This is a genomic window from Flavobacterium sp. KBS0721 (genome assembly GCF_002007065.3).
Taxonomy (GTDB): domain Bacteria; phylum Bacteroidota; class Bacteroidia; order Flavobacteriales; family Flavobacteriaceae; genus Flavobacterium; species Flavobacterium piscis.
Genome location: NZ_CP042170.1, coordinates 1,842,548 through 1,866,519 on the forward strand (window position 1 = coordinate 1,842,548; position 23,972 = coordinate 1,866,519).

At 34.6% G+C, this 23,972-nt stretch carries 25 protein-coding genes and 2 riboswitches; of the genes, 11 read left to right on the top strand and 14 right to left on the bottom strand.

The window, feature by feature from the left end; translation table 11 throughout:
• The first annotated feature begins 7 nt into the window (after positions 1–7).
• The 4 genes from pnuC (at position 8) to B0M43_RS08110 (ending at position 5,600) form a co-directional block, all read left to right on the top strand.
• Complete coding sequence (gene pnuC / locus B0M43_RS08095; protein ID WP_078006223.1) at positions 8–631, top strand: nicotinamide riboside transporter PnuC; 624 nt, start codon at positions 8–10, stop codon at positions 629–631.
• A complete protein-coding gene (locus tag B0M43_RS08100) occupies positions 592–2,706 on the top strand; it encodes a DUF4301 family protein (protein ID WP_078006222.1) in 2,115 nt (704 codons plus the stop codon). The genes pnuC and B0M43_RS08100 overlap by 40 nt, the downstream gene beginning before the upstream one ends.
• Positions 2,706–3,110, top strand: a complete 405-nt coding sequence (arfB, locus tag B0M43_RS08105) for an alternative ribosome rescue aminoacyl-tRNA hydrolase ArfB (RefSeq protein WP_078006221.1) — start codon at positions 2,706–2,708, stop codon at positions 3,108–3,110. Before B0M43_RS08100 ends, arfB begins: the two co-directional genes overlap by 1 nt.
• 124 nt (positions 3,111–3,234) lie before the next feature.
• A riboswitch (TPP riboswitch) is annotated at positions 3,235–3,329 on the top strand.
• Between the two features lie 81 nt (positions 3,330–3,410).
• Positions 3,411–5,600 (top strand): TonB-dependent receptor, encoded by a 2,190-nt coding sequence (locus tag B0M43_RS08110; RefSeq protein ID WP_078006220.1) that lies wholly within the window; start codon positions 3,411–3,413, stop codon positions 5,598–5,600.
• A 54-nt stretch (positions 5,601–5,654) separates the two neighbouring features.
• On the opposite strand, the gene B0M43_RS08115 is transcribed toward B0M43_RS08110, so the two are convergent.
• On the bottom strand, positions 5,655–6,068 hold the full coding sequence (locus B0M43_RS08115; RefSeq protein WP_078006219.1) for a hypothetical protein: 414 nt from the start codon (positions 6,066–6,068) through the stop codon (positions 5,655–5,657).
• 155 nt (positions 6,069–6,223) lie between these two features.
• On the opposite strand from B0M43_RS08115, the gene greA reads away from it, so the two are divergent.
• Entirely contained in the window at positions 6,224–6,700 is a 477-nt protein-coding gene (gene greA / locus B0M43_RS08120; RefSeq protein WP_065448058.1) for a transcription elongation factor GreA, read from the top strand.
• A 67-nt stretch (positions 6,701–6,767) separates the two neighbouring features.
• Positions 6,768–7,157, top strand: coding sequence for an HIT family protein (locus B0M43_RS08125; RefSeq protein ID WP_078006218.1), 390 nt, complete (start codon positions 6,768–6,770; stop codon positions 7,155–7,157).
• A 69-nt stretch (positions 7,158–7,226) separates the two neighbouring features.
• On the opposite strand, the gene B0M43_RS08130 is transcribed toward B0M43_RS08125, so the two are convergent.
• The gene (locus B0M43_RS08130; protein ID WP_078006217.1) at positions 7,227–8,375 is read right to left on the bottom strand and encodes a PAS domain-containing sensor histidine kinase; all 1,149 of its coding nucleotides are present in this window, start codon (positions 8,373–8,375) and stop codon (positions 7,227–7,229) included.
• Positions 8,376–8,536: 161 nt separating this feature from the next.
• Here B0M43_RS08130 and B0M43_RS08135 point away from each other — a divergent pair, with 161 nt between their 5' ends.
• The 4 genes from B0M43_RS08135 to B0M43_RS08150 all read left to right on the top strand — a co-directional run bounded on the left by B0M43_RS08135 (position 8,537) and on the right by B0M43_RS08150 (position 11,441).
• Positions 8,537–9,412 carry a flavin reductase family protein gene (locus B0M43_RS08135; RefSeq protein WP_078006952.1) on the top strand — a complete coding sequence of 292 codons (876 nt, stop codon included), beginning with the start codon at positions 8,537–8,539 and terminating at the stop codon, positions 9,410–9,412.
• Between the two features lie 29 nt (positions 9,413–9,441).
• Complete coding sequence (locus B0M43_RS08140; RefSeq protein ID WP_065448055.1) at positions 9,442–9,813, top strand: DUF3127 domain-containing protein; 372 nt, start codon at positions 9,442–9,444, stop codon at positions 9,811–9,813.
• A gap of 192 nt (positions 9,814–10,005) precedes the next feature.
• A complete protein-coding gene (gene aat / locus B0M43_RS08145; RefSeq protein WP_078006216.1) occupies positions 10,006–10,647 on the top strand; it encodes a leucyl/phenylalanyl-tRNA--protein transferase in 642 nt (213 codons plus the stop codon).
• Positions 10,647–11,441: an MOSC domain-containing protein gene (locus tag B0M43_RS08150; protein ID WP_078006215.1), complete on the top strand. Its 795-nt coding sequence runs from the start codon at positions 10,647–10,649 to the stop codon at positions 11,439–11,441. Before aat ends, B0M43_RS08150 begins: the two co-directional genes overlap by 1 nt.
• On the opposite strand, the gene B0M43_RS08155 is transcribed toward B0M43_RS08150, so the two are convergent.
• The 12 genes from B0M43_RS08155 to B0M43_RS08210 all read right to left on the bottom strand — a co-directional run bounded on the left by B0M43_RS08155 (position 11,438) and on the right by B0M43_RS08210 (position 21,202).
• Positions 11,438–12,148 (bottom strand): HesA/MoeB/ThiF family protein, encoded by a 711-nt coding sequence (locus B0M43_RS08155; RefSeq protein WP_078006214.1) that lies wholly within the window; start codon positions 12,146–12,148, stop codon positions 11,438–11,440. The genes B0M43_RS08150 and B0M43_RS08155 overlap by 4 nt on opposite strands.
• Before the next feature lie 64 nt (positions 12,149–12,212).
• Positions 12,213–13,325, bottom strand: a complete 1,113-nt coding sequence (gene thiH / locus B0M43_RS08160; protein WP_078006213.1) for a 2-iminoacetate synthase ThiH — start codon at positions 13,323–13,325, stop codon at positions 12,213–12,215.
• A gap of 37 nt (positions 13,326–13,362) precedes the next feature.
• On the bottom strand, positions 13,363–13,740 hold the full coding sequence (locus B0M43_RS08165) for a GxxExxY protein (RefSeq protein ID WP_078006212.1): 378 nt from the start codon (positions 13,738–13,740) through the stop codon (positions 13,363–13,365).
• A gap of 157 nt (positions 13,741–13,897) precedes the next feature.
• Positions 13,898–14,674, bottom strand: a complete 777-nt coding sequence (locus tag B0M43_RS08170) for a thiazole synthase (RefSeq protein ID WP_078006211.1) — start codon at positions 14,672–14,674, stop codon at positions 13,898–13,900.
• On the bottom strand, positions 14,655–15,293 hold the full coding sequence (locus B0M43_RS08175; protein ID WP_078006210.1) for a thiamine phosphate synthase: 639 nt from the start codon (positions 15,291–15,293) through the stop codon (positions 14,655–14,657). Before B0M43_RS08175 ends, B0M43_RS08170 begins: the two co-directional genes overlap by 20 nt.
• Positions 15,286–16,038: a hydroxymethylpyrimidine/phosphomethylpyrimidine kinase gene (locus B0M43_RS08180; RefSeq protein ID WP_078006209.1), complete on the bottom strand. Its 753-nt coding sequence runs from the start codon at positions 16,036–16,038 to the stop codon at positions 15,286–15,288. The genes B0M43_RS08175 and B0M43_RS08180 overlap by 8 nt, the downstream gene beginning before the upstream one ends.
• On the bottom strand, positions 16,005–16,595 hold the full coding sequence (locus B0M43_RS08185) for a thiamine phosphate synthase (RefSeq protein WP_078006208.1): 591 nt from the start codon (positions 16,593–16,595) through the stop codon (positions 16,005–16,007). The genes B0M43_RS08180 and B0M43_RS08185 overlap by 34 nt, the downstream gene beginning before the upstream one ends.
• A 72-nt stretch (positions 16,596–16,667) precedes the next feature.
• Positions 16,668–18,491 (bottom strand): phosphomethylpyrimidine synthase ThiC, encoded by a 1,824-nt coding sequence (gene thiC, locus B0M43_RS08190; protein ID WP_078006207.1) that lies wholly within the window; start codon positions 18,489–18,491, stop codon positions 16,668–16,670.
• A gap of 283 nt (positions 18,492–18,774) precedes the next feature.
• Positions 18,775–18,981, bottom strand: a complete 207-nt coding sequence (thiS, locus tag B0M43_RS08195; protein ID WP_078006951.1) for a sulfur carrier protein ThiS — start codon at positions 18,979–18,981, stop codon at positions 18,775–18,777.
• Positions 18,982–19,067: 86 nt separating this feature from the next.
• Positions 19,068–19,165: riboswitch (TPP riboswitch) on the bottom strand.
• A 119-nt stretch (positions 19,166–19,284) separates the two neighbouring features.
• Complete coding sequence (locus B0M43_RS08200) at positions 19,285–19,851, bottom strand: DNA-3-methyladenine glycosylase I (protein ID WP_078006206.1); 567 nt, start codon at positions 19,849–19,851, stop codon at positions 19,285–19,287.
• Positions 19,851–20,525, bottom strand: a complete 675-nt coding sequence (locus tag B0M43_RS08205; protein ID WP_078006205.1) for a hypothetical protein — start codon at positions 20,523–20,525, stop codon at positions 19,851–19,853. The genes B0M43_RS08200 and B0M43_RS08205 overlap by 1 nt, the downstream gene beginning before the upstream one ends.
• 14 nt (positions 20,526–20,539) lie before the next feature.
• A complete protein-coding gene (locus tag B0M43_RS08210; protein WP_078006204.1) occupies positions 20,540–21,202 on the bottom strand; it encodes a queuosine precursor transporter in 663 nt (220 codons plus the stop codon).
• 180 nt (positions 21,203–21,382) lie between these two features.
• Here B0M43_RS08210 and B0M43_RS08215 point away from each other — a divergent pair, with 180 nt between their 5' ends.
• Entirely contained in the window at positions 21,383–23,500 is a 2,118-nt protein-coding gene (locus B0M43_RS08215; RefSeq protein WP_078006203.1) for a M3 family metallopeptidase, read from the top strand.
• The last annotated feature ends 472 nt before the right edge of the window (positions 23,501–23,972 follow it).

The window sequence follows — 23,972 nt, forward strand, 5'->3', positions numbered from 1 at the left end:
CCGTCCAATGATAGATTTTTTTCTTGAAAGTTACAAAAACGCTCCTCTCTGGCACATTGCTCTGGAATTTTTGGTTTTTGTTTGTGGAATTTTAAGTGTTTGGTTGGCTAAAAAAGAAAATATCTGGGTATATCCAACAGGTTTAGTTGCTACTGTAATTTCAGTGTATTTGTTGTACGTTGCAGGTTATATTGGCGATATGATTATTAATGGGTATTTTTCTATAATGAGTATTTACGGTTGGTACGTTTGGGGAAAAGGCGGTACCACAGAAGATAATTTGCCTATTACGAGAACAAATGTTAATGAAAAAATAATTGGAGTTGTACTGTTTTTTGTAACTGTTTTTGTAGTTTTCGGAATTTATAAATATTTTGATTATGAAATTCATAAAGACAATTATGTCGATATGATTTCGTCTGGAATATTTTTTGCAGGGATGTGGTACATGGCCAGGAAAAAGATCGAAAACTGGACACTTTGGATCATAGGCGACATTATTGTAGTGCCTCTTTATGCCTATCGCGGTTTAGGGATGTTGTCGCTACAATATTTAATTTTTACAATTTTGGCTATTTCAGCTTATTTAGAATGGAGAAAAATCTTAGACAGCAAAAAACAGCTATCCTAAAAATTGCCTTATTTGGTCCTGAAAGTACGGGCAAAACAACATTGGCAAAACAACTTGCAGAATATTACGAAACCGAATGGGTTCCCGAATTTGCACGTGATTATTTGCAGGAAAAATGGGAAGAAAACCAACACATTTGTGTGGCCGATGATATGCTGCCTATTGCATACGGACAAGTTGCATTAGAAAATAAAAGATTGGCCTCGGCAAAAAAGTATTTGTTTTCTGATACTAATTTGATGGTGACCAAAGTTTTTTCTGAAATGTATTATGGCTTTTGCGATCCGCTTTTAAACGAAGCTGCACTAGAACATGAATACGATTTGTTTTTCCTTACCGATATTGATGTTCCCTGGGAAAAAGACGATATTAGAGATACTCCTGACGGAAGAGAATCTGTATTCTCGGTATTTAAACAAACCCTGATTGATACTAAAAAGCCTTTTATAACACTTTCCGGTAATAAAGAAAGCCGTTTGGCAAAAGCAACTTCAATTATAGATAATTTATCTGTTGCAAAACAGCATGGTTTTTCGTCGGCAGATTTTGTTCAGATATACAATCACGGAATTCCTTTTGATAAAATTCTGAAACAACTTGAAATTTTCAGGAACGGAATTTTAAAAAGCAACTTAATAAGTCCTGCAACCATTAATAACGGAATTTTAAGTTTATCAGAAACTGAATTCGAGGAAAAAGCGAATTTTTTTGATCTTCAAAAAGAAAAATTAAAACTAAAAAAGTTTGTTCCGGCTTCGGGTGCGGCAAGCAGAATGTTTAAATTTTTAACTGCTTTCCTGAATGATTTCGACATTAAAAAAGAAACTATAAATGCGTATATCAATAGAAAAAAAGACAGTGATTTGTCTATTTTTATTGTGGCAATGGATAAGTTTCCGTTTTTTAAAACATTAGACAAAAAGCTTAAAGAGATTTATCCTGATTTTGAAACTTTAGACAGGGATTATAAAAATTACTACTTCGTAAAAACATTACTTTCTCCGGAGTATTTTGATTTTGCAAACAAACCAAAAGCGGTTTTGCCATTTCATCAGTATAAAACGCATATAGCCAACCCAATAGAAGAACATTTGAATGAATGTGTGCATTATGCCACTTCAAATCAGGTTTCTAATTTACATTTTACAGTTTCTGAAATACATCAAACTTTATTCGAAAATGAAGTTGAGGTACTCAAGGAAAAAGTAGAACAAGATTCGAAAGTTAAAATTGACATTGGTTATTCGTACCAAAACAAAAGTACCGATTCTATTTGTGTAGATGCAAAAAATATTCCTGTTCGTGACAAAGAAAACAATTTGGTTTTTAGACCCGGCGGACATGGAGCGTTGATTGAAAACTTAAAAGAGCTCGATTCGGATATTATTTTTATCAAGAACATTGATAATGTAATTCAAAATCATATTGATAAAATTGCATTGTATAAAAAGGCTTTGGCCGGTGTTTTAATAAAAGTACAGCAAAAAGTTTTCGGTTATTTGGATGCAATTGAAAGGCAGGAAATAAAAGAAGAAAACATCGAAGAAATCGTTGCTTTTTTAATGCAGAAACTCAATATTGAATTAAGTAATGATTTTAATAAATTCACTTTCGAAAATAAAGTCAATAAAATAAAAGAATTACTCAACAGGCCAATTCGTGTTTGCGGAATGGTAAAAAATGAAGGAGAACCTGGTGGCGGACCGTTTTGGGTAAGAAATGATAAAGGCGCTGTGTCGTTACAGATTGTCGAAACATCGCAAGTAGATTTGGCGAATAAAAAACAAACAGAAATTCTTGCTGAAGCAACTCATTTCAATCCCGTTGATTTAGTTTGCGGAATCAAAAATTATAAAAATGAAAATTTTGATCTGTTGCAATTTGTAGATCAAAAAGCAGGTTTTATAGTCGAGAAAAGTGTAGACGGAAAAACAGTCAAAAGCTACGAATTACCCGGATTATGGAATGGTGCCATGGCCAATTGGCTAACCATTTTTGTAGCAGTTCCCCTGATTACTTTTAATCCGGTGAAAACAGTAAACGATTTATTAAAAGCAGCACATCAGCCACAATAATGGATATCGAAAAAATCATATCAGAGTTAAGTTTCAAAGCCGTGAGAAGCAGTGGTGCGGGCGGACAAAACGTAAATAAAGTTTCTTCGAAAGTAGTACTGACTTTTGACCTGAATACTTCTCAGGCTTTGTCTGAAGAAGAAAAATTACTTTTGCTAACGAATATTTCCTCCCGATTAACAACAGAAAACGTCTTGATTTTAAACTGTGATGAAGACAGAAGCCAGATTAAAAACAAAGATATTGTGATAAAACGCTTTCTGGAAATCATCAAAAAAGGATTATTCGTTCCTAAAATCCGTAAAGCAACCAAAATACCAAAATCGGTAATTAAGAAAAGAATAAAGGACAAAAAGAATATTTCTGAGAGAAAGCAATCTCGTAGGAAACCTGATTTAGATTAAAATTCCAATTTTTTAAATTCCAAATTCCAATTGCAAACTATACATGACGTGAGTTTTTGGAATTTGGAATTTTAGTTTTTTGGAATTTCATTCTTGTAATTTGATTTTTAAAGTTTACATTTGCACTGTCTCAAAGGGGTGCTCTAAATAACGAGCTGAGATCATACCCAACGAACCTGAGCGAGTAATGTCGCTAAGGGAAATAAACGACAATTTTGGCGTGCACACTATATTTTGTCGTGAAACATTTATTAATTTTAACAAAGAATAATTCCCCCTTTTATTCGTAATTCTTTACGAATGAAAACTATTATTAAAGGTACTGAGGTACTAAGTTGCAAAGGTTCTAAGGCTCAAAAAATGCGCAGAACCAAATCTATTTTCTTTATTCTATTTTCTTTACTCTATTCTCTTTCTTCTATTTCACAGGAACAAGATTCAACCAAAGTCAATAAACTTGACGATGTGTTAGTTTCGGCGGTTCGTGTTACTACAAAAACTCCGGTTACTTTTAGTAATATGGATAAAAAGGAAATTAAATTTAGAAACTTAGGACAGGATATTCCTGTTTTAATGAACTATTTGCCATCTGTTGTTACTACTTCTGATGCAGGAGGTGGAATAGGGTATACTGGAATCAGAGTCCGCGGAAGCGATGCTACAAGAGTAAACGTAACCATCAACGGAATTCCGTATAATGATTCTGAAAGCCAGGGAACTTTCTGGGTAAACATGCCGGACTTTGCTTCGTCTGTAGAAAGTTTGCAGTTGCAGCGTGGTGTAGGAACTTCTACAAATGGTTCAGGAGCTTTTGGTGCGAGTTTAAACATGCTTACAGATAGTTACGCTTCAAAACCAACCGGAGAAATTTCGAGTTCTTTCGGAAGTTTCAATTCAAATAAAAACACGGTAAAATTCAGCACAGGTTTATTAAACGATCATTTTGAATTGGCGGGACGTTTGTCTACCATTAAATCTGATGGTTATGTAGATCGTGCCAGTTCTGATCTTAAATCCTATTTTCTGCAAGGAACTTACGTAGGAAAAACAACTTTAATTAAAGCATTGGTTTTTGGTGGAACTGAAAAAACCTACCAATCCTGGAACGGAATTGATGCTGAAACTTTAAATTCAGATCGAACTTACAATTCTGCAGGGAAATATAAAGATGAAGCAGGAAATGTTCATTTCTACGACAATGAGACCGATAATTACAAACAAAACCATTATCAATTACATTGGAGCGAATCATGGTCTGATAAATGGAGCAGCAACTTCGCTCTTCATTATACAAAAGGACAAGGATTTTATGAAAATTATAAATACAATGAACCAGTAGAAGGATACGGACCAATTCAGCCAACAAAAATGGTTGAAAATGATTTGGGTGAATTAGTTCCCGGAACAGATTTAATTCGTCAGAAATGGTTAGACAATGATTTCTACGGAACAACTTTTTCTGTAAAATACAAAGAAGAAAAGCTGGATGTTATTCTTGGTGGAGGCTGGAACAAATATGAAGGCGATCATTACGGAAAAGTAATCTGGGCAAGAAATTCTGATCTGTCGGAATTAGGCGATCATTATTATGATGATTATTCAACCAAAACAGATGGAAACATCTTCGCAAAAGCCAATTATCAATTTACAGAAAAATTTAGCTTTTACGGGGATTTACAATATAGAAGAGTTCAGTACAAAGCCAATAGTGCCGAAACAGGTTTAGTAAACGATACTTTTAATTTCTTTAATCCAAAAGCGGGTTTAAATTACGAAATCAATCAAAAAAACACACTTTATTTTTCATACGCCCGTGCGAATCGTGAACCCAACAGAACCGATTACGAAGGCGGAAATGTAAAACCTGAAAAATTAAATGATTTTGAATTAGGATGGAGATTCAATTCAGAGAAATTTCAACTGAATTCTAATTTCTACTATATGGGTTACAAAGATCAATTGATTTTAACCGGAAGATTAGATGATGTTGGAGCGCCAATTCGTGCCAATACTGAAAAAAGCTACCGTTTAGGTTTTGAAGTAGATGCAACGATCAAGCTTTCTGAGAAATTTCTTCTTAGACCTAATTTTACTTTAAGCAGCAATAAAAATGTCGATTTAGCTGTTGAAGGACAATACTACGGAACAACAGATATTGCTTATTCGCCAAATGTGATTGCCGGAAATATTATTGTGTACAGCCCAATGGAGAGTTTACACATTTCGTTATTGCAAAAATTTGTTGGAGAGCAATACATGAACAATATCGAATTGCCCGAAGCGAAGCTGGCGGATTATTTTGTAAACGATTTGAATATTTCTTACGAAATAAAACCAAAATCAGTTTTCAAATCGATTATGATTACCGGTTTAGTAAACAATATTCTGGATAAAAAATATGTTTCAAACGGAGCCATGTGGGATATTTATCCTTACTACTATCCGCAGGCAGGAATTAATTTCCTTGCCGGACTGACATTGAAATTTTAATAAGCGTAAAAGTAAAAAAGCCTGAAAATGTAAACTTTCAGGCTTTTTTTTATATTAATTATAAACGTGAATTACACTTCCGCTTACTTCAACTCGATATTGTTTTAATGGATATTCTTGTCCTCCAAGTCCCGTAAATAAGCTATACTCTGTTTTGTCGCAGGAACAAACCGCATTGATGCCATTAATTGTCATAGCAATACATGAAGTCACAGCTTGATTAGGACAAGCAGCATCAAATGCATTATAGCCACTTCCGGCATTAAAAATGATAATTCCTTTTGCTCCGTAATTAGGAACGATAACGCCGTTACTTACAAATTTAAGATTAGAATAAGCAGGTAAATTCATGTCAACGGTCAGGTTGACAGGGTAACTTGGTATGTTTGGGTTTTTGTTGCTGTTATTATTATCACTGCAGGAAATAAGTAGCGAAACAAAGACGATTAATAGCCAGAATTTTTTCATTATTTTAATAAGAATTAGTGAAACAAAAATAATTTATTTAGATTTGATTTTTATATGATTAACATATAATTATGTACTATAAAAAATAATAGTATATTTGTAATACAAAATCCCGTCCCGATGGGATTTTTTGTATTTATATAAACGACGAAGTTATGAGTAAAGTATCTTATTATACAGCAGAAGGATTAAAAAAATTAAAAGATGAGTTGGAGCATTTAAAAAGTGTAATGCGTCCAAAGGCATCTCAAGATATAGCAGAAGCAAGAGACAAAGGTGATTTATCTGAAAACGCCGAATATGATGCCGCAAAAGAAGCACAAGGTTTACTTGAAATGAGAATTTCTAAGCTGGAGGAAGTATATTCTAATGCAAGATTAATAGACGAATCGCAATTAGACGTTTCGAAAGCGTTGGTACTTTCTAATGTGAAAATTAAAAACCAAGGCAACGGAATGGAAATGAAATATACGCTTGTTGCTGAAAGTGAAGCCGATTTGAAAACAGGAAAAATCTCTGTAACATCTCCTATAGGGAAAGGCTTACTGGGAAAATCTGTTGGAGAAGTAGCTGAAATCACAGTGCCAAACGGAGTTTTGAAATTTGAGATTCTTGAAATTACAAGAGACTAATTTTTTTAAAAGTTTAATGTTTAATCGTTAAATCGGTTAAACGATTAATCAAATAAACGAATAAACGATGAGTTCAATATTCACGAAAATAGTAAACGGAGAAATTCCTGCATATAAAATTGCTGAAGACGACAATTACCTGGCTTTTTTAGATGTAAATCCAAATGCAAAAGGACACACGCTTTGTATTCCGAAACAAGAAATCGATAAGATTTTTGATATGGATGATGAGTTGTATTTAGGTCTAATGAAGTTTTCTAAGAAAATTGCAATCGCTTTAGAGAAAACCGTTCCCTGCAAAAGAGTAGGAATGGCCGTTGTAGGATTAGAAGTTCCTCATGCGCATGTACATTTAATTCCATTAAACCATATGGATGAAATGCGTTTTCATGATAAAGTATCACTTTCTAAAGAAGAATTTGAAGCTTTGGCTAAAAGTATTCAGGCAAATTTGTAAAACATAGAGGCTTCGATTTCGCTCAGCCTGACATTCAAACATAAAAAAAGTGTAGTAAAGTAATTTTTGCTACACTTTTTTATTTAGAGAAATCTGAAATGTAGTGCCTTTTCCAATTTCAGAATGTAGGACTTTTATTTTTCCGCTATGATATTCTTCAACGATTCTTTTGGTTAAGGAAAGCCCCAATCCCCAACCACGTTTTTTTGTAGTGAATCCTGGTTCGAAGATAGTTTTAAATTGATTTTTAGCAATCCCGGTTCCGGAATCTTTTACATTTATTTTTACATGATGTGCATCCTGTTCAATTTGAAGATCTAAACTTCCTTTCCCTTTCATGGCATCAATAGCATTTTTAACTAAATTTTCAATCGTCCAGCTGTGCAGCGTTGGATTTATCATTACCATAATAGGTTTTTCTGGCGCATTATAAGAAAAAGTAACTTGTTTAGAAAAACGGGATTGCAAATATTCATAAATATGCAGCGTTTCAGTAATAATATTATGTTCTTCTAAAACAGGAACCGATCCAATTTTAGAAAAACGATCTGTAATGGTTTGCAATCTTTCGATGTCTTTTTCTATTTCTACTGTTATCGATTGATCAATATCTTCTGTTTTTAATATCTCAACCCATCCAATTAGAGATGATAAAGGTGTGCCAATTTGATGAGCAGTTTCTTTTGCCATCCCTGCCCACAGCTTATTTTGAGTGGCCATTTTGGTACTTTTGTAAAAGTTGTAAATCAAAGCACCAAACAAAAAGATAATCAGCAATAAAGCAACCGGATAATACTTGAGTTTCTTTAGTAATGCAGAATTTCCATAGTAAACCTGCTGTTGCTTTCCCGGAGCATATTCAATGAGAATAGGTTCATTCTCATTTTTTAAATTGGCTAAGTACGCTGACAATTTATCTTTATCTTCAATAATTTCATCAGGGATATTCTTTGAGCTAATTACTTTGCCATACATCGTGAGCATAACAGGAACAGAACTATTGTTGTTTATTATCTCAAGCGGTAAATCCAAGTCGGTATTTTCATCAGCATTGATAAGCGTTTTTGAAGCATTGGCCCAAAGATTCATCTTTATTCGCTCTTCATTTTTGAAAATTTGGAAAAAAGTATAAGTGTTCCAAAGAATCAAAGAAATGATTAAAAAGGAAATGAAAATAATAATCCAACGAGTAGTATTTCTTCTTTCAGAAAAAGACATAAATTATTTTTTGAGGTATAAATATAACGAAATAAACACATTTAATATTTTATAAACGGCTAAAGATTTTTTGTTTTTAAATCTAAAACTATTTCTTTGACAAAAACGATTTCTCTACTTTTGCATTAACAGAAATGAGATTTGGTCAAAAAGAAAAATCTATGATTAGCATCGATCCAAAAGAAATTCCAACGGCAAAACTGCAGGGCTATTTGCAAAGCGCGGTGGGACCAAGGCCTATTGCCTTTGCAAGTACTATTAGTGCAAAAGGAATCCCAAATTTGTCGCCATTTAGTTTCTTTAATGTGTTCAGTGCCAATCCGCCAATTTTGGTTTTTTCGCCGGCACGCCGCGTACGGGATAATACTGTAAAACACACGTTGATCAATGCAGAGGCAACTCGCGAAGTGGTGATAAATGTTGTCAATTATGATATGGTGCAGCAAACCTCCTTGGCAAGTACCGAATATGGAGAAGGTGTAAACGAGTTTATCAAAGCCGGATTAACGCAAATTCCGTCAGATTTTGTTAAACCGTATCGTGTAAAAGAGTCGCCGGTACAGTTTGAGTGCAAAGTCACGCAGATTATTCCGTTAGGAGATCAGGGCGGAGCGGGTAATTTGATTCTTTGTGAAGTGGTAAAAATGCATATTCACGAAGCAATTTTAGATGAAAACGGAGCTATCGATCAGCATAAAATTGATCTGGTTTCGAGATTGGGAAGTAATTGGTATTCAAGATCTAATCAGGGACTTTTTGAAGTGCCAAAACCTCTTACAACATTAGGTGTTGGTGTAGATGTAATCCCTAATTATATTAGGGAAAGCCCCGTTTTTAACGGAAATGATCTCGGGAAATTAGGTAATATTGAAGCCTTGCCTACAACGGAAGAAGTTAGTATATTTGTGAAAGAAAACTTTTCGGTGAAAGGAGTATTAAGTTCCGATGATCAGGAAAAGGTACATTTAGAAGCCAAAAAATATTTAAATAAAGATGATATTTCATCGGCATGGAAAGTACTTTTAGCAAAAAAATAAAAAAGAAACAATAATTAATATAGAAGAAGATGGAAGTTACAGGAAAAGTAAAAGTGGTGAACCCAGAGCAACAAGTTAGTGCTGCATTCAAAAAAAGAGAGTTGGTTGTTACCACAGATGAGCAGTATCCACAGCATATTTTGATCGAATTTACACAAGATAAATGCGATTTATTAAGTAGCTACAAACAAGGAGAGGCAGTAAAAGTTTCTATCAATTTAAGAGGAAGAGAATGGGTTAATCCACAAGGAGAAACCAGATATTTCAATAGTATTCAAGGTTGGAGAATCGAAAGATTAGCGCCAGAAGGTCCTGGACAAACTCCGGCAATGCCAACTGCTGAAACTTTTGCTCCGGCAACAAACTTAAACGAAGACGAACCAGACGATTTACCTTTCTAAGCGTTTAAAATTCAAAAAATAAATTCCAAATTCCAATTCATAAAATATGCAATTGGAGTTTGGAATTTTGTTTTTGCACGCTTTTTAGTGCACATTAATCGTGCAGACCTTTGTCAAAGTTTTAAACTTTGACAAAGGTTTTCTAATCAGCACTTGGAATTTGGAATTTAAAAAATTGGAATTTTTAAAAATATGTATTACGTATTCAACGATTTATTTTTCCCTCCCGTTTCAGAAACCGATGAAGAAGGCATTCTGGCCATTGGTGGTGACTTAGATCCGGAACGATTAAAGTTAGCTTACAAAAGCGGAATTTTCCCTTGGTTTAATGAAGGAGATCCAATTCTTTGGTGGTCGCCGGATCCTAGAATGGTTTTGTTTTTGGATGAGTTGATTGTATCTAAAAGTATGCGGAATATTTTGAATAGAAATCAATTTAAAGTTACGTTGAATCAGAACTTTAAAGAGGTTATTTCGAATTGCCAGAACATAAAACGAGATGGTCAAAACGGAACCTGGATTTCAAACGAAATGATCGATGCCTATTGCAAACTGAATGAACAGGGAATTGCAAAATCTGTTGAGGTTTGGCAGGATGAGGTTTTGGTTGGCGGTTTATATGGGATCGACTTAGGACATGTTTTTTGTGGAGAAAGTATGTTTTCGAAAGTATCAAATGCTTCAAAAGTTGCTTTTATTGCTTTGGTAAATTATTTACAAAAAGAAAATTACAAACTTTTAGATTGTCAGGTTTACAATCCGCATTTAGAAAGTTTAGGTTGCCGCGAAATCGATCGTGAAGAATTTATGTCTATTATAGAAAATAAGGAATAATGAGTGCAATTTATAGTGTAAAAGAAATCTATATCTACCCGATAAAAAGTTTAGCCGGAATTAGTTGCCAAGAAGCTTTGGCTGAAGAAATGGGATTCGAAAACGATCGAAGATGGATGTTAATTGATGCGGATAATCAAATGATTACGCAGAGAGAACATCGTATTATGAGTCAGTTTTATCCGCAGATTTCAGGTGAAAAAATCAGCATTACTTTTAAGGATCAAAAGCATGAATTTTCTATTCAAGAACATTTAGATCATTCGATAGAAGTGAATGTTTGGGATGATAAAAGCGAAGTTATAGAAGTGAATGAATCAACTTCAAAATGGTTTAGCGAACATTTGGGTTTTGAATGTAAATTGGTTAAAATCATCAAAAACGGAGATCGTAAACATGAAAGTTCAAAATTAAAAGAAACTTTCAATGTAAGTCTTGCTGATGGTTATCCGTATTTAATGATAGGAAGTCAAAGCATGGATTTTCTAAACGAAAAATTAACAGATAAAATTACCGTTTTAAGATTTCGCCCTAACTTCGTAATAAGTACAGAAACTCCTCATGAAGAGGATGATTTTACCACTTTTAAAATTGGAGAAGTAAATTTTAAAAATATAAAAACATGCGAAAGATGTATTATGGTGAATAATGATCCTGATAATGGTAAATTAAAAAAAGAACCTCTCAAAACCTTAAGTAAATATCGAGTAGTGAATAATTCTGTTTTATTCGGAACCAATGTTGTGAGTTTAAATTCAGGAATTATCAGTGTTGGCGATGAAATTGTCTTCTAGAAATTCAGTTTTGTAAAGTTCCAGTTTAATGTATTAAAAAGTACCAATTCATTTTTTAAAGCAGGTAATTCCAGAATTAATTTTAAGGTTTCGTGCGCCATCATAGTTCCAATAATTCCCGGAAGAGTACCCAAAACGCCATTCAAATTACAATTCGGAACATCTTTTGGATCTGGCATTTCAGGAAATAAATCACGTAAATTTTTACTGCCATTGTGATTGAAAACCGCAACTTGACCTTCAAATTTTAGAATACTTCCGTAAACCAATGGTTTTTGTAAAGCAACACAAGTATCATTTACCAGATATCGCGTTGCAAAATTATCCGAACCATCTACGACAATATCATACTGCTGAATTATTTTTTCTGCATTTTCAGCAGTCAGTTTTTCTCTAATTGCAATTACTTCGATCAAAGGATTTAGCTTTGAAATTACATATTTTGCAACAACCGCTTTTTCCTGACCGATTTCATTTTCAGTATATAAAATCTGGCGGTGTAAATTGTGAATTTCAATAGTATCGAAATCCATAACTCCTATAAATCCAACTCCTGCAGTCGAAATATATTGTAAAATTGGACAGCCTAAACCGCCTGCACCAATTACTAAAACTTTTGCTTTTTTGAGTTTTTCCTGACCTTCGTCAGCAATTTCAGGCAATATAGTTTGTCTGTTATAACGGAGAAATTCTTGTATAATGCTCATTTTGGAAATTTTAGATTGTTGATTTTAGATTGTTGGAATTTGAAATTTAAAAATTGGAATTTCTTTACCCATAACATTTATCCCAATCCTTCCAAACCGGTTCGTAACCTGAATTTGTTATGACTTGCGCGATTTCTTTAGCCGATCTTTCGTCGCTAATTTCAAATTGTTCCAAAGATTGCGGATCAACGACATAGCCTCCGGGATTTGTTTTAGAACCGGCACTCATACTTGTAACGCCAATCGGGATAATGTTGTTTCTGAATTTTTCATTTTCTCGTGTCGAAATCGAAATTTCAAGATCTTCATTCCACAAACGATAGACACAAATCAATTGGGTCAAATCTTTATCGTCCATAATAAAATTGGGTTCGATAATACCTTCGGCAGGACGTAATCTGGGAAAAGAAACGGAATATTTCGTTTGCCAGTATTTCTTTTGGAGATAATCCAGATGCAAAGCATTAAAAAAACTATCCGTTCGCCAATCTTCCAAACCTAATAAAACGCCTAAACCTATCTTATGTATTCCGGCGGTTCCAATTCGGTCAGGCGTTTCGAGTCTATAATCGAAATTTGATTTTTTACCTTTGGTATGGTATTTTTTGTATACTTCCTGATGATACGTTTCCTGATACACTAAAACGGAATACACACCTGCTTCATGCAAACGTTTATAATCTTCGGTAGAAAGTGGCTGAACTTCTACAGAAATAATCGAAAACTCTTTTCGTATTAAGTCAATTGCATTCAGGAAATAATTAATGTTTACAGTATAATTTGCTTCGCCCGTAACCAATAAAACGTGATCGAAACCTGTATTTTTTAGTGCTTCGACTTCGAGTTTTATTTCAGCATCAGAAAGCGTTTTCCGTTTGATTTTATTATCTAAACTAAAGCCGCAATACGTACAAATGTTTTGACATTCGTTGCTTAAATAAAGTGGTGCATACATTTGGATGGTTTTGCCGAAACGTTTTTTAGTGATTTCATGGCATTGCTGTGCCATTTGCTCTAAATAATTTTGTGCTACAGGAGAAATCAAAACTAAAAAATCATCGAGATTGCGTTTGGTTTTTGCCAAAGCTCGTTCGACATCCTGAGAAGTTATTTTGTATATTTTAGATTGAATGGTATTCCAATTATATTGCTCAAATATTGCTTTAAATGTTTTCATTGGATTGTGGTTTTTTCACGCAGATTTATCAGATAGATTAGATTTTATTTGCGACTCGATGTATATTATCTAGAATATTTGTGCAATTAAAATTGACTAATAACCCGAGTTTTTTATTTGTTAGTTTTAAATAAGTATTTAATTGTTTAAAGTGAATGGATTTCAATTCATCAACAGATTTCAATTCAACAATTACTTTGTCTTCAACCAATAGATCTAATCGAAAAGTGATATCTAATTCTACGTTATCATATTTAATGGGTAGATTAACTTGTTTGATGGTGTTTAATCCATCCTTATTTAATTGATAGTATAAAGCGCTTTCGTAAATTGATTCTAATAATCCGGGACCTAAAGTATTATAAACTGTAAAAATAGCACCTCGTATTTTATATGAAATTTCATTTTCGGACATAATAATGATTTTAACTTTAAATCAAATTTAATGAAATTTCCTACTTTATATAAAAAAATAATTTTCTCGCAGATTTGGCAGATTGAGCAGATTTTTTTTGCATTTTGCTAAATTTTATAAATCTGCTCAATCTGCCAAATCTGCGAGAGATTAAAAACTAGTCATATAAAAAAGAAGTCAAAGGACTAGAAGCCACGGCATAATTTTGTTGATGAGCAATTCGGGCTTCAAAAGCCTTTCTACCCGCAATAACAGCTTCCTTAAAAGCTTCTGCCATTAATTTTGGGTTTCCTGGAACGGCAATTGCAGTATTCACCAAAACAGCGTCGGCACCAATTTCCATTGCTTTTGCAGCGTCAGATGGTGCGCCAATTCCGGCATCAACAATTACAGGAACATTGCTTTGTTCGATTATAATCTCCAGGAAATCTATTGTTTTAAGACCTTTATTACTGCCAATTGGCGATCCTAAAGGCATTACGGCAGTTGTTCCTGCGTTTTCTAAATGTTTACACAAAACAGGATCGGCATGAATATAAGGCAAAACAAAGAAACCAAGTTTAGCCAGTTCTTCGGTTGCTTTTAAAGTTTCGATAGGATCCGGCATTAAGTATTTTGGATCGGGATGAATCTCTAGCTTTAACCAATTTGTTTCTAAAGCTTCTCTGGCCAATTGAGCAGCAAAAACAGCTTCTTTGGCATTTCTCGCGCCCGAAGTATTCGGTAATAAATGCATATTAGGATGTTGTAAATGCGATAAAATAGCATCGGTTTCTGTTTCTAAATCGATGCGTTTTAGGGCAACGGTAACTAATTCACTTCCTGATGCTAAAATAGCTTCTTCCATTTCAAGGTTCGAACCAAATTTTCCGGTTCCTAAAAATAGGCGGGAGGTTAAGGTTTTATCTCCAATTTTAAACAATGACGTTTGCATATAACTTTTCGTTTAGTTGTTGAATTAATCTCTTTTTTTGATCATTATTGGTGATCATCCCGGAAACGGCAATACCATGAATTCCTGTTTCCATTAACGGATTTATATCATCTAATGTAATTCCTCCAATGGCGTAAATGGGAATTTGGATTTTATTATCTTTTAGTTTGTGAATGATTTTAGAATAGCCTGATAATCCTAAAATCGGACTTAGTTTTTCTTTGGTTTCTGTAAATCTAAAAGGTCCCAAACCAATATAGTTACAGCCATTTTTTACATGATTTTCAATGTCTTCAAAAGTATTTGCCGTTCCTCCAATGATTTTACTGTTGCCTAAAATAGCTCTTGCTTCTGCAATATTCATATCGGTTAAGCCTAAGTGAACTCCATCAGCGGCAATTTGCTGAGCGAGATAGAGATTGTCGTTTACAATAAAATTGGCGAGATATTCTTCGCATAAAAATTTTACCACTTCGGCCAGAGCGAATGTATCTTTTTCAGTTTGTTGCTTAAATCGCATTTGCACCCAATCGCAGCCTGCGTCCAGCGCCTGATGAATATTGTACAATTGTTCTTCGATTGTATTGCCTTGTGAGATGTATTGTAATTTGTTATACATAATGATGTCCGATTAAAGTAGAATTTGAACTCAGGAATTTTTCTATGTAGGTCTTGGCATTTTTACAAGCTTCTGTTAGAGTTTGGTCTAAAGCCAGATTTGAGGTGATGGCAGAGGATAAAACACAGCCGGAACCGTGTTTTTCGAAGCATCTTTTGTTAGACGGAAGGAGTTCGATAATTTCATCTTTTAGAAATAAACGATCTGTTCCAATTTCAATAGGATTGTGCCCGCCTTTTAATAAAACAGAAGTTGGGATTTCATTTTTAAGCCAAAGTTGATTCGAAATAAAACCAGGAAATAAGATTTCAGTTTCACTATAGTTGGGCGTAATCAAATCAATTTTGGATAGCATTTTATTCAAATCCAGTTGATCTTTCATATTCATGAATTCAAATTCTGTAGTCGATTTTAAAACGGGATCCCAAACAATTTGTGTAGTTGGCGATACTGCTTTTATTACTGAAAGAATTTGGTTTAAATAATCTAACGAAGGAATAATCCCAATTTTTACTGATTGAATATTATAGCTTTTAAACAATGTTTCAATTGATCGAATAACAAAACTCAAATCTGTCCATTCAATTTCAAAAAACTCATTTTCAGTCTGAATGGTATTCGCCGTTGTAATGGCAAATCCGGTAACCTGATGTTGTTCAAATGTTTTGATATCGGCCAAAACACCTGCGCCACCAATAGGGTCAAAACCTGCTATACTAAGTGCGAGTGGGCGATTTTTTGACATAATTTGAATTGTTTTATTGGATTTTCGTTATTCCAGATGGTTCCTAAAAGAGCGACATCATCAAAACCGTTTTCTAATGTTTCTTTGATGTTTTTAGCATCAATTCCGCCTAAAGCGATTACTTTTGTTTTGTGATTTGTTCTTCGTTTTAAAGCTTCAAAAAGGTTTTCTTTTGGATGATAATCTACTTTAGAAATACTTTTGTAAACAGGACTTAAAAAAGCATAATCAAAATCATTTTCTAAAGAATTGAAATCTTCAATAGAATGTGTTGATGTTGACAATATCTTTTGATCCTGACAAATTGAAAAAATACTTTTTCTGTCTTTTTCTGAAAAATGAATTCTGTTAATGCCAAAATCTTCTGCTAATTCATGATGATTGTGCAAAGCCAATTTAGAGCGGAATTCCAATCTTATCTGATGAATAAATTGCGCCATTTCAAGCTCAGAGAAATCAGGTTTCCGAATATGAAGCAAAGACAATCCTTCTTCAAATAAAGATTCAATAATGCTGATTTCATTTGCAATCGAAGAAGGATTTGTAATTACAATCATATCTTTTTTCTTTACTCTTTACTCTTTACTCTTTATTCTTTACTCTTTATTCTTTACTCTTTGTTCTATTTTCTAGATATAAATCTCTTTCCCTTGCTCAATAAACTCTTCTGATTTCTCCTGCATACCTTTTTCGGCCGCAGCGACATCACGAATTTCCTGAGATATTTTCATCGAACAGAATTTTGGCCCACACATCGAGCAGAAATGAGCGACTTTTGCGCCATCTGCAGGAAGGGTTTCGTCATGAAATTCTCTTGCTGTATCAGGATCTAAAGAAAGATTAAACTGATCTTCCCAACGGAATTCAAAACGTGCTTTACTTAAAGCATTATCACGATATTGTGCTCCCGGATGACCTTTGGCTAAATCTGCAGCATGAGCGGATATTTTATAAGTGATTACGCCATCTTTTACATCTTTTTTATTGGGTAAGCCAAGATGCTCTTTTGGTGTTACATAGCACAACATCGCACAGCCGTACCAACCAATCATTGCAGCTCCAATGGCCGATGTAATATGATCGTAACCTGGTGCAATATCAGTCGTTAAGGGTCCTAAAGTGTAAAATGGAGCTTCATGACAATGCTCTAATTGTTTGTCCATGTTTTCTTTGATCATATGCATCGGTACGTGACCCGGGCCTTCGATGAAAACCTGAACATCATGTTTCCATGCAATTTTGGTTAGTTCGCCAAGCGTTTCTAGTTCGGCGAATTGTGCAGCGTCATTGGCATCGGCAATAGATCCGGGACGCAAACCATCTCCAAGAGAAAAAGCAACATCATATTGTTTCATGATTTCGCAGATTTCCTCGAAGTGGGTGTATAAGAAGTTTTCTTTATGATGAAATAAACACCATTTTGCCATGATTGATCCACCTCTGGAAACGATTCCGGTAACACGATCAGCGGTTAAATGAATGTAACGCAATAAAACTCCGGCATGAATGGTGAAATACGAAACACCTTGTTCTGCCTGTTCAATTAAAGTATCGCGGAAAACTTCCCAAGTTAAATCTTCGGCGACTCCTTTTACTTTTTCTAAGGCCTGATAAATTGGAACTGTACCAATAGGAACCGGAGAATTACGAATAATCCATTCTCTTGTTTCGTGAATGTTTTTTCCGGTTGATAAATCCATAATGGTGTCTGCACCCCAACGGCAAGCCCAAACTGCTTTTTCGACTTCTTCTTCGATACTTGATGTTACTGCGCTGTTCCCGATATTGGCGTTTATTTTAACTAAAAAATTACGACCAACGATCATAGGCTCGCTTTCTGGGTGGTTAATGTTATTTGGGATAATGGCTCTTCCGCAGGCGACTTCGCTGCGAACAAATTCGGGAGTAATTTTGCTTTTTGGTGTGTTGGCTCCAAAACTATGTCCGCTGTGCTGGCATTTCATAGCTTTGGTTTGCTCGTTCAAAAGTTCGATGCGCTGGTTTTCACGAATCGCAATGTATTCCATTTCCGGCGTTATGATGCCTTGTTTGGCGTAATATAGTTGTGTTACGTTGGCTCCTTTTTTGGCACGTTTTGGCTGGTGTAAATATTCGAAACGAAGGTGATCTAAACTTTCGTCTTTTAATCGGGTTTGTCCGTAATCTGAGGTGATTTCGTTTAGGATTTCGACATCATTTCTGTTTAAAATCCATTCTTCTCTTAGTCTGGGTAATCCTTTACGAATGTCAATTTCGATATTGGGATCTGTGTACGGACCTGAAGTGTCGTAAATTGTTACAGGTGGATTTTTTTCGATTCCGCCATTAGAAAGTTTGGTATCGCTCAGGATTACTTCGCGCATGGCTACTTCTATGGAATGAATTTCGCCTTTTACATATACTTTTTTGGAGTTAGGAAAAGGGGTTCTGGAGATTTGTTCTTCTGTAGTCATAAGATTTTTTGTTTCAAGTTTCAAGTTTCAGGTTGATGAAGATTATGTTTTATGTAGAGACGCACAGCAGTGCGTCTTTTTTTGGTGTTTCTTGAGTAATTGGAATTTGGAATTTAATTTTTGGAATTTATTTTTCTGCCAGGGATAGAAGTGGAAAGCCCGTAAAGGAGGAAACCGTAAAAAATAAGGATTAGGAAAGCGACCAGCGGAAGCTTTACTAAGACTATATTTTTTTGGTTGACGACTGCGGACTTGCAACGGATAGCCCGTTTAGGCAGCCTTATTATCCGCCTTGCGTTGCTGAAATAATTAAAATTTCGTCGGTTTCGTGTACGAGATGTTCGTTCCAGTTTATTTTTGGAACAACGGTATTGTTAATGGCAACGGCGATTCCGTTTTGTTTGTGGGGAATTTCGAGATCGAGCAATGATTGAACGCTTAGCGATTCAGCATTGAATTGTTTGATTTGTTGGTTGATTTTTAGTTCCATTCCTTCTGAATTTAGAGTTTTTTGATGATACACAATAGTGCGTCTCTACTCTAGGAATGGCTACAATTGCGCATAAAAATGCGCGCAGAAGTCATCTTACTTTTCCCTACGCTAGTATGAACTAGATCAGGTTCAGAGGGTAAAATCTCAGCCTGCTTATTAGCAGACACCCCTAAAGTGTGAAGCAAATATAATGTTTTTTTTAAAGTTTTCAGTCTCGGTTTTCAGTTTTCAGTCCTTAACTTAAAAAATTAAGCTCTAAAAGCTGAAAACCGAGACTGTGACTGAGACTAAAAACTGCGACTATTTTCCCTTTCGGGTAAAGCAATCTTCGACGTGATCGTTGACCATTCCGGTGGCTTGCATTTGAGCGTAAATTACGGTCGAGCCTACGAATTTAAAGCCTCTTTTTTTTAGGTCTTTGCTAATTTCGTCTGAAAGTGGAGTAGTGGCAGGGACGTCTTTTAGTGTTTTAGGGTTGTTGTCGATTGGTTTTCCGTTGGTGAATTTCCAAATATAATTGGAGAAACTTCCAAATTCTTCCTGCACTTTCATAAAGGCATGTGCGTTTGAAATGGTGGCGCGAATTTTAAGTTTATTGCGAATGATTCCGCTGTCTTGCAAAAGGGATTCAATTTTTTCTTCGGGATAATTGGCTATTTTTTTATAATCGAAATGATCGAAAGCGGCTCTGAAATTCTCTCTTTTATTTAAAATAGTGATCCAGCTTAAACCCGCCTGAAAAGTTTCTAAAATTAAAAATTCGAATAATGACGCATCGTCGTAAACAGGTCTTCCCCATTCTTCGTCATGATATTTTTTGTACAAATCGCTGGCAGAACACCAACCGCATCTTATTTTGTCTTCCATTATTTTCCTATTTGCCAGCTGTATCCTTTTACGCCGGGAATGTAAGCAGAACGGCCAATGATGACCAGCTCATTATAAATTTTTTTGTCGTATTTGATGCCTATTGCAGTTCCTGAAGTATATAATTTATTGGCTTTGAAAGTGATTTTCATGAGGCCATCCTTGAATTTAGCATCGGAGACTTTTTCTATAAACCATGTCGAACGCCATTTTACGGCAATTTCGTCATCATCGGTTTTTGTGATGCTTTTTACCAGTTTAACGGCTTCTTGCGGAATTTCGAATTGTTGAGTCAGTTGTTCCTGGGTTAAAGTTTGTCCAATTTTACTTCCGGAAAGTATTTTGCGTAAATTCACAAAAGTCATTAAGGTTTTGTTTGCTTCTTCGCTGAAATCTAATGTATTATTATTTGCAATGTGCTGATTGTGAATTTGCGGTTTTAATTCATTTTCTTCTTCAGAAAGAATATTCTTTTTAGAATTGGTATGTTTTTTTTGGGAATTTGGAAGAACTGCCGTTTTGAGTGCTGTTTTCTTAAAGATTTTTGCCGAAACTGGTTCTAATTTATTTACAGGATAGGTTTTTTCTTTTTTAGATATGTTTTTTGCGTCGTTGCCACAGCCTGTAAAAAAATAGGCTATCGAAAAAAGTAAGATGGCAATTGTCATTTTCATACTACAAGGTAGTTTTATTCTTTATTATTAGGGTCCTCTTTAAGATATTTTTTTATTAAATGATGTCCCAGATAAATTAGTGGAGTTAACAAAACAGCGACTGAAAGTTTAAAAATATAGCCTGTTAGTCCGGATGATATAAAAGTTTGGAAGTTAATTTTTCCGGGTAACCAAAAGGCGATTCCAAGAACGATAAAAGAGTCAAATAGCTGCGAAATTACAGTTGATCCTGTTGTTCTGAGCCATATCTTTCTTTCTCCTGTTCGTCTTTTAAAGAACCAAAATATCCACACATCTATTAGCTGAGATGCCATAAAAGCAATTAAGCTACCTACTATAATCCACATACTCTGACCAAAGACAGCCTGAAATTGTTCGTCGTTTACAGGGCTAATTCCTTTTGCAGCCGGAATTACAATGGCCATAAATAATAGTAGGAAAGCATAGGCAATTAAGCATGCTGTTATGAAAGACAGTTTTTTTACACCTTTCTCGCCAAAATATTCATTGATTAAATCTGTGGTTAAAAAAACGATTGGCCAGGGCAAAATACCAATGCTCATAACAAATGGACCAATTTGAATTAATTTTCCTCCAATGAGTTCAGCTACAACGGCATTGGTTATAAAAATGCCTGCAAGGACTACAAAAACAATTTCTTTTCGGGTTTTAAACATGTGATGTGGTAAATGATGGGTCAAATTTAAACTATTTCTTTAATAACAGGAAATGGATAATTATTAATTAAGTTGAGTAAGATGCTAATCTGAAAGTTAAAATTTTACTTCGAATGCTGATTTTTGGTTACATTTGAAACAATAACATGTTTTATTTTATTTTAAATCAAATTAATGATAATGAAAAGATTAATGACAATTTTTCTCATGGGAACAACTTTATTTACGGCCACTGCGCAAAACAATTCTGATAATCCATTGCTTAAAAAATGGACTGGACCTTACGGAGGAGTTCCTGCTTTTAATGAATACAAGGTTTCTAATTTTAAACCGGCACTTGAATTTGCGATTCAGGAAAAACTAAATGAGGTTGATGCTATCGCAAATAATCCAAAAGCGCCAACTTTTGATAATACTATTGCTGCTTTAGAGCGTTCAGGTAAAACAATATCCCGAATTTATACGGTTTACGGAATTTATGGCTCTACTTTAAGTACTCCTGAATTTGATGCAGTTGAAACAGAAATGTCTCCTAAGCTGTCTGCTTTCAATGATAAAGTTTTGCAAAATAAAAAATTATTTGCCAAAATAGAGACGTTGTATAACTCAAAAGAAAGCAAAAAACTTACGAGTGAACAACAACGTTTAATTTGGTTGTATTATACTGATTTTGTTCGTGAAGGAGCAAAATTAAATGAAAAAGACAAAGAAAAAGTTGCGAAGATTAATCAGGAATTAGCAAGTCTTTTTACAAAATTCAGCCAAAATTTATTGGCAGAAGAACACAATCAATATGTGGCTTTAAAAACAGAAAGCGATTTTGATGGTCTTCCGGCTGAAGTAAAAAATGCTGCAATGGCTGAGGCAAAAAGCAGAAAATTGGATGTAATGGGCTGTGTGGCAAATACACGTTCTTCTATTGAGCCGTTTTTAACTTTCTCAACTCGTAGAGATTTAAGAGAAAAAGCATTTGATATTTTTGTAAAACGTGGTGATAATGGTAATGCAAACGATAACAATGCAACACTTGTATCTATTTTGCAATTGCGTACCCAAAAAGCAAACCTATTAGGATTCCCAACATTTGCTGACTGGAGTTTGTCTAACAAAATGGCAAAAGATCCTAAAAAAACTTTAGATTTAATGCTGTCAGTGTGGGAGCCTGCTGTAGAAAAAGTACATCAGGACGTTGCTGAAATGCAGAAAATTGTGGATGCTGAAGGTGGTAAATTTAAAATTCAGCCTTGGGATTACCGTTATTATGCTGAAAAAGTTAGAAAAGCAAAATACGATTTAGATCAAAATGAAGTTAAGCCTTACTTGCAGTTAGAAAACTTACGTGAAGGTATGTTTTGGGTTGCGGGTGAATTATTTAATTTAAGCTTTAAACAAATTACCAATGTTCCTGTTTATCACCCTGACGTTCGTGTTTGGGAAGTAAGTAATAAGATTACGGGTAAAGTGGTTGGATTATGGTATTTTGATCCTTATGCTCGTGCAGGAAAACGTTCTGGTGCCTGGATGAATGCTTACCGTGATCAGCAAAAAATGGATGGTGAGGTTCTTACAATCGTTTCTAACAATTGTAATTTTATAAAAGGAACTGCCAACGAACCGGTTTTGATTTCGTGGGAAGATGCTACGACTTTGTTTCATGAATTCGGACATGCGCTTCACGGATTATGTTCTAATGTAACGTATCCTAGTTTGGCAGGAACATCTGTTGCAAGAGACTATGTAGAATTCCCGTCTCAGTTGTTGGAGCATTGGCTGGCTACTCCTGAGGTATTGAATAAGTTTGCTTTACATTATAAAACAAATCAGCCATTGCCGCAATCATTGGTAGACAGAATTGAAAAAGCTTCTAATTTTGGTGAAGGTTTTTCTACTGTAGAAACCATTTCGAGTTCATTGATTGATATGAAGCTTCATTTAACGACTTCACCTATTGATCCTCATAAATTTGAAAAAGAGACTTTAGAAGCGCTTCATATGCCATCTGAAATTGTAATGCGTCACAGAATTCCTCAGTTTGGGCATATTTTCTCTGGTGATGGATATGCTGCCGGATATTATAGCTATTTATGGGCAGATGTAATTAATGCAGATGCTTATGAAGCTTTTACAGAAGGTAAAGGGCCTTATGATAAAGAAGTGGCAAAACGTCTTTATGATAATGTTTTTAGTATCGGAAATACTATTGATCAGGAGAAAGCTTATGAAAACTTTAGAGGAAGAGCTCCTAAATCTGATGCTTTAATGCGTGCTAGAAATTTCCCGATAAAGGATAAAAAATAATAAGATTAAATTTTAAATTGAAATCCCCGGATAATGTAATTATTCGGGGATTTTTTTTTGGAGTTGGGAGTTGTTTTTTTTGCTACAGATTTGTGGATTATAAAGATTTTAGTAGCAAGTTTATCAGGTTTGTTAAGCTTTGTAAAAGTTTTAAATCAAGAGTGTAAGCAACTTTGTGAAAGCTCAATTTTAAAGTTTGTATGCGCATTTTTGTCATTTCATAAATGACAAAGTTGTAACCTAATTTAATTTCTATCTTCAAACATAGCCCGTGGTTTCAACCACGGGAGCACAATACGAGGCGTGATAATATTGCACCCCGTGGTTGAAACCACGGGCTATGTTTGGCAAGTTTAAAAGTGAAAAAACTTTGTCAAAGATTAATTACAAGTTCCTTGCACTATTTGTTTAAAACTTTGGCAAAGTTCTCCTGTTCTGATGTAAACCTTAAATGACAGGCTTTTGATTAATC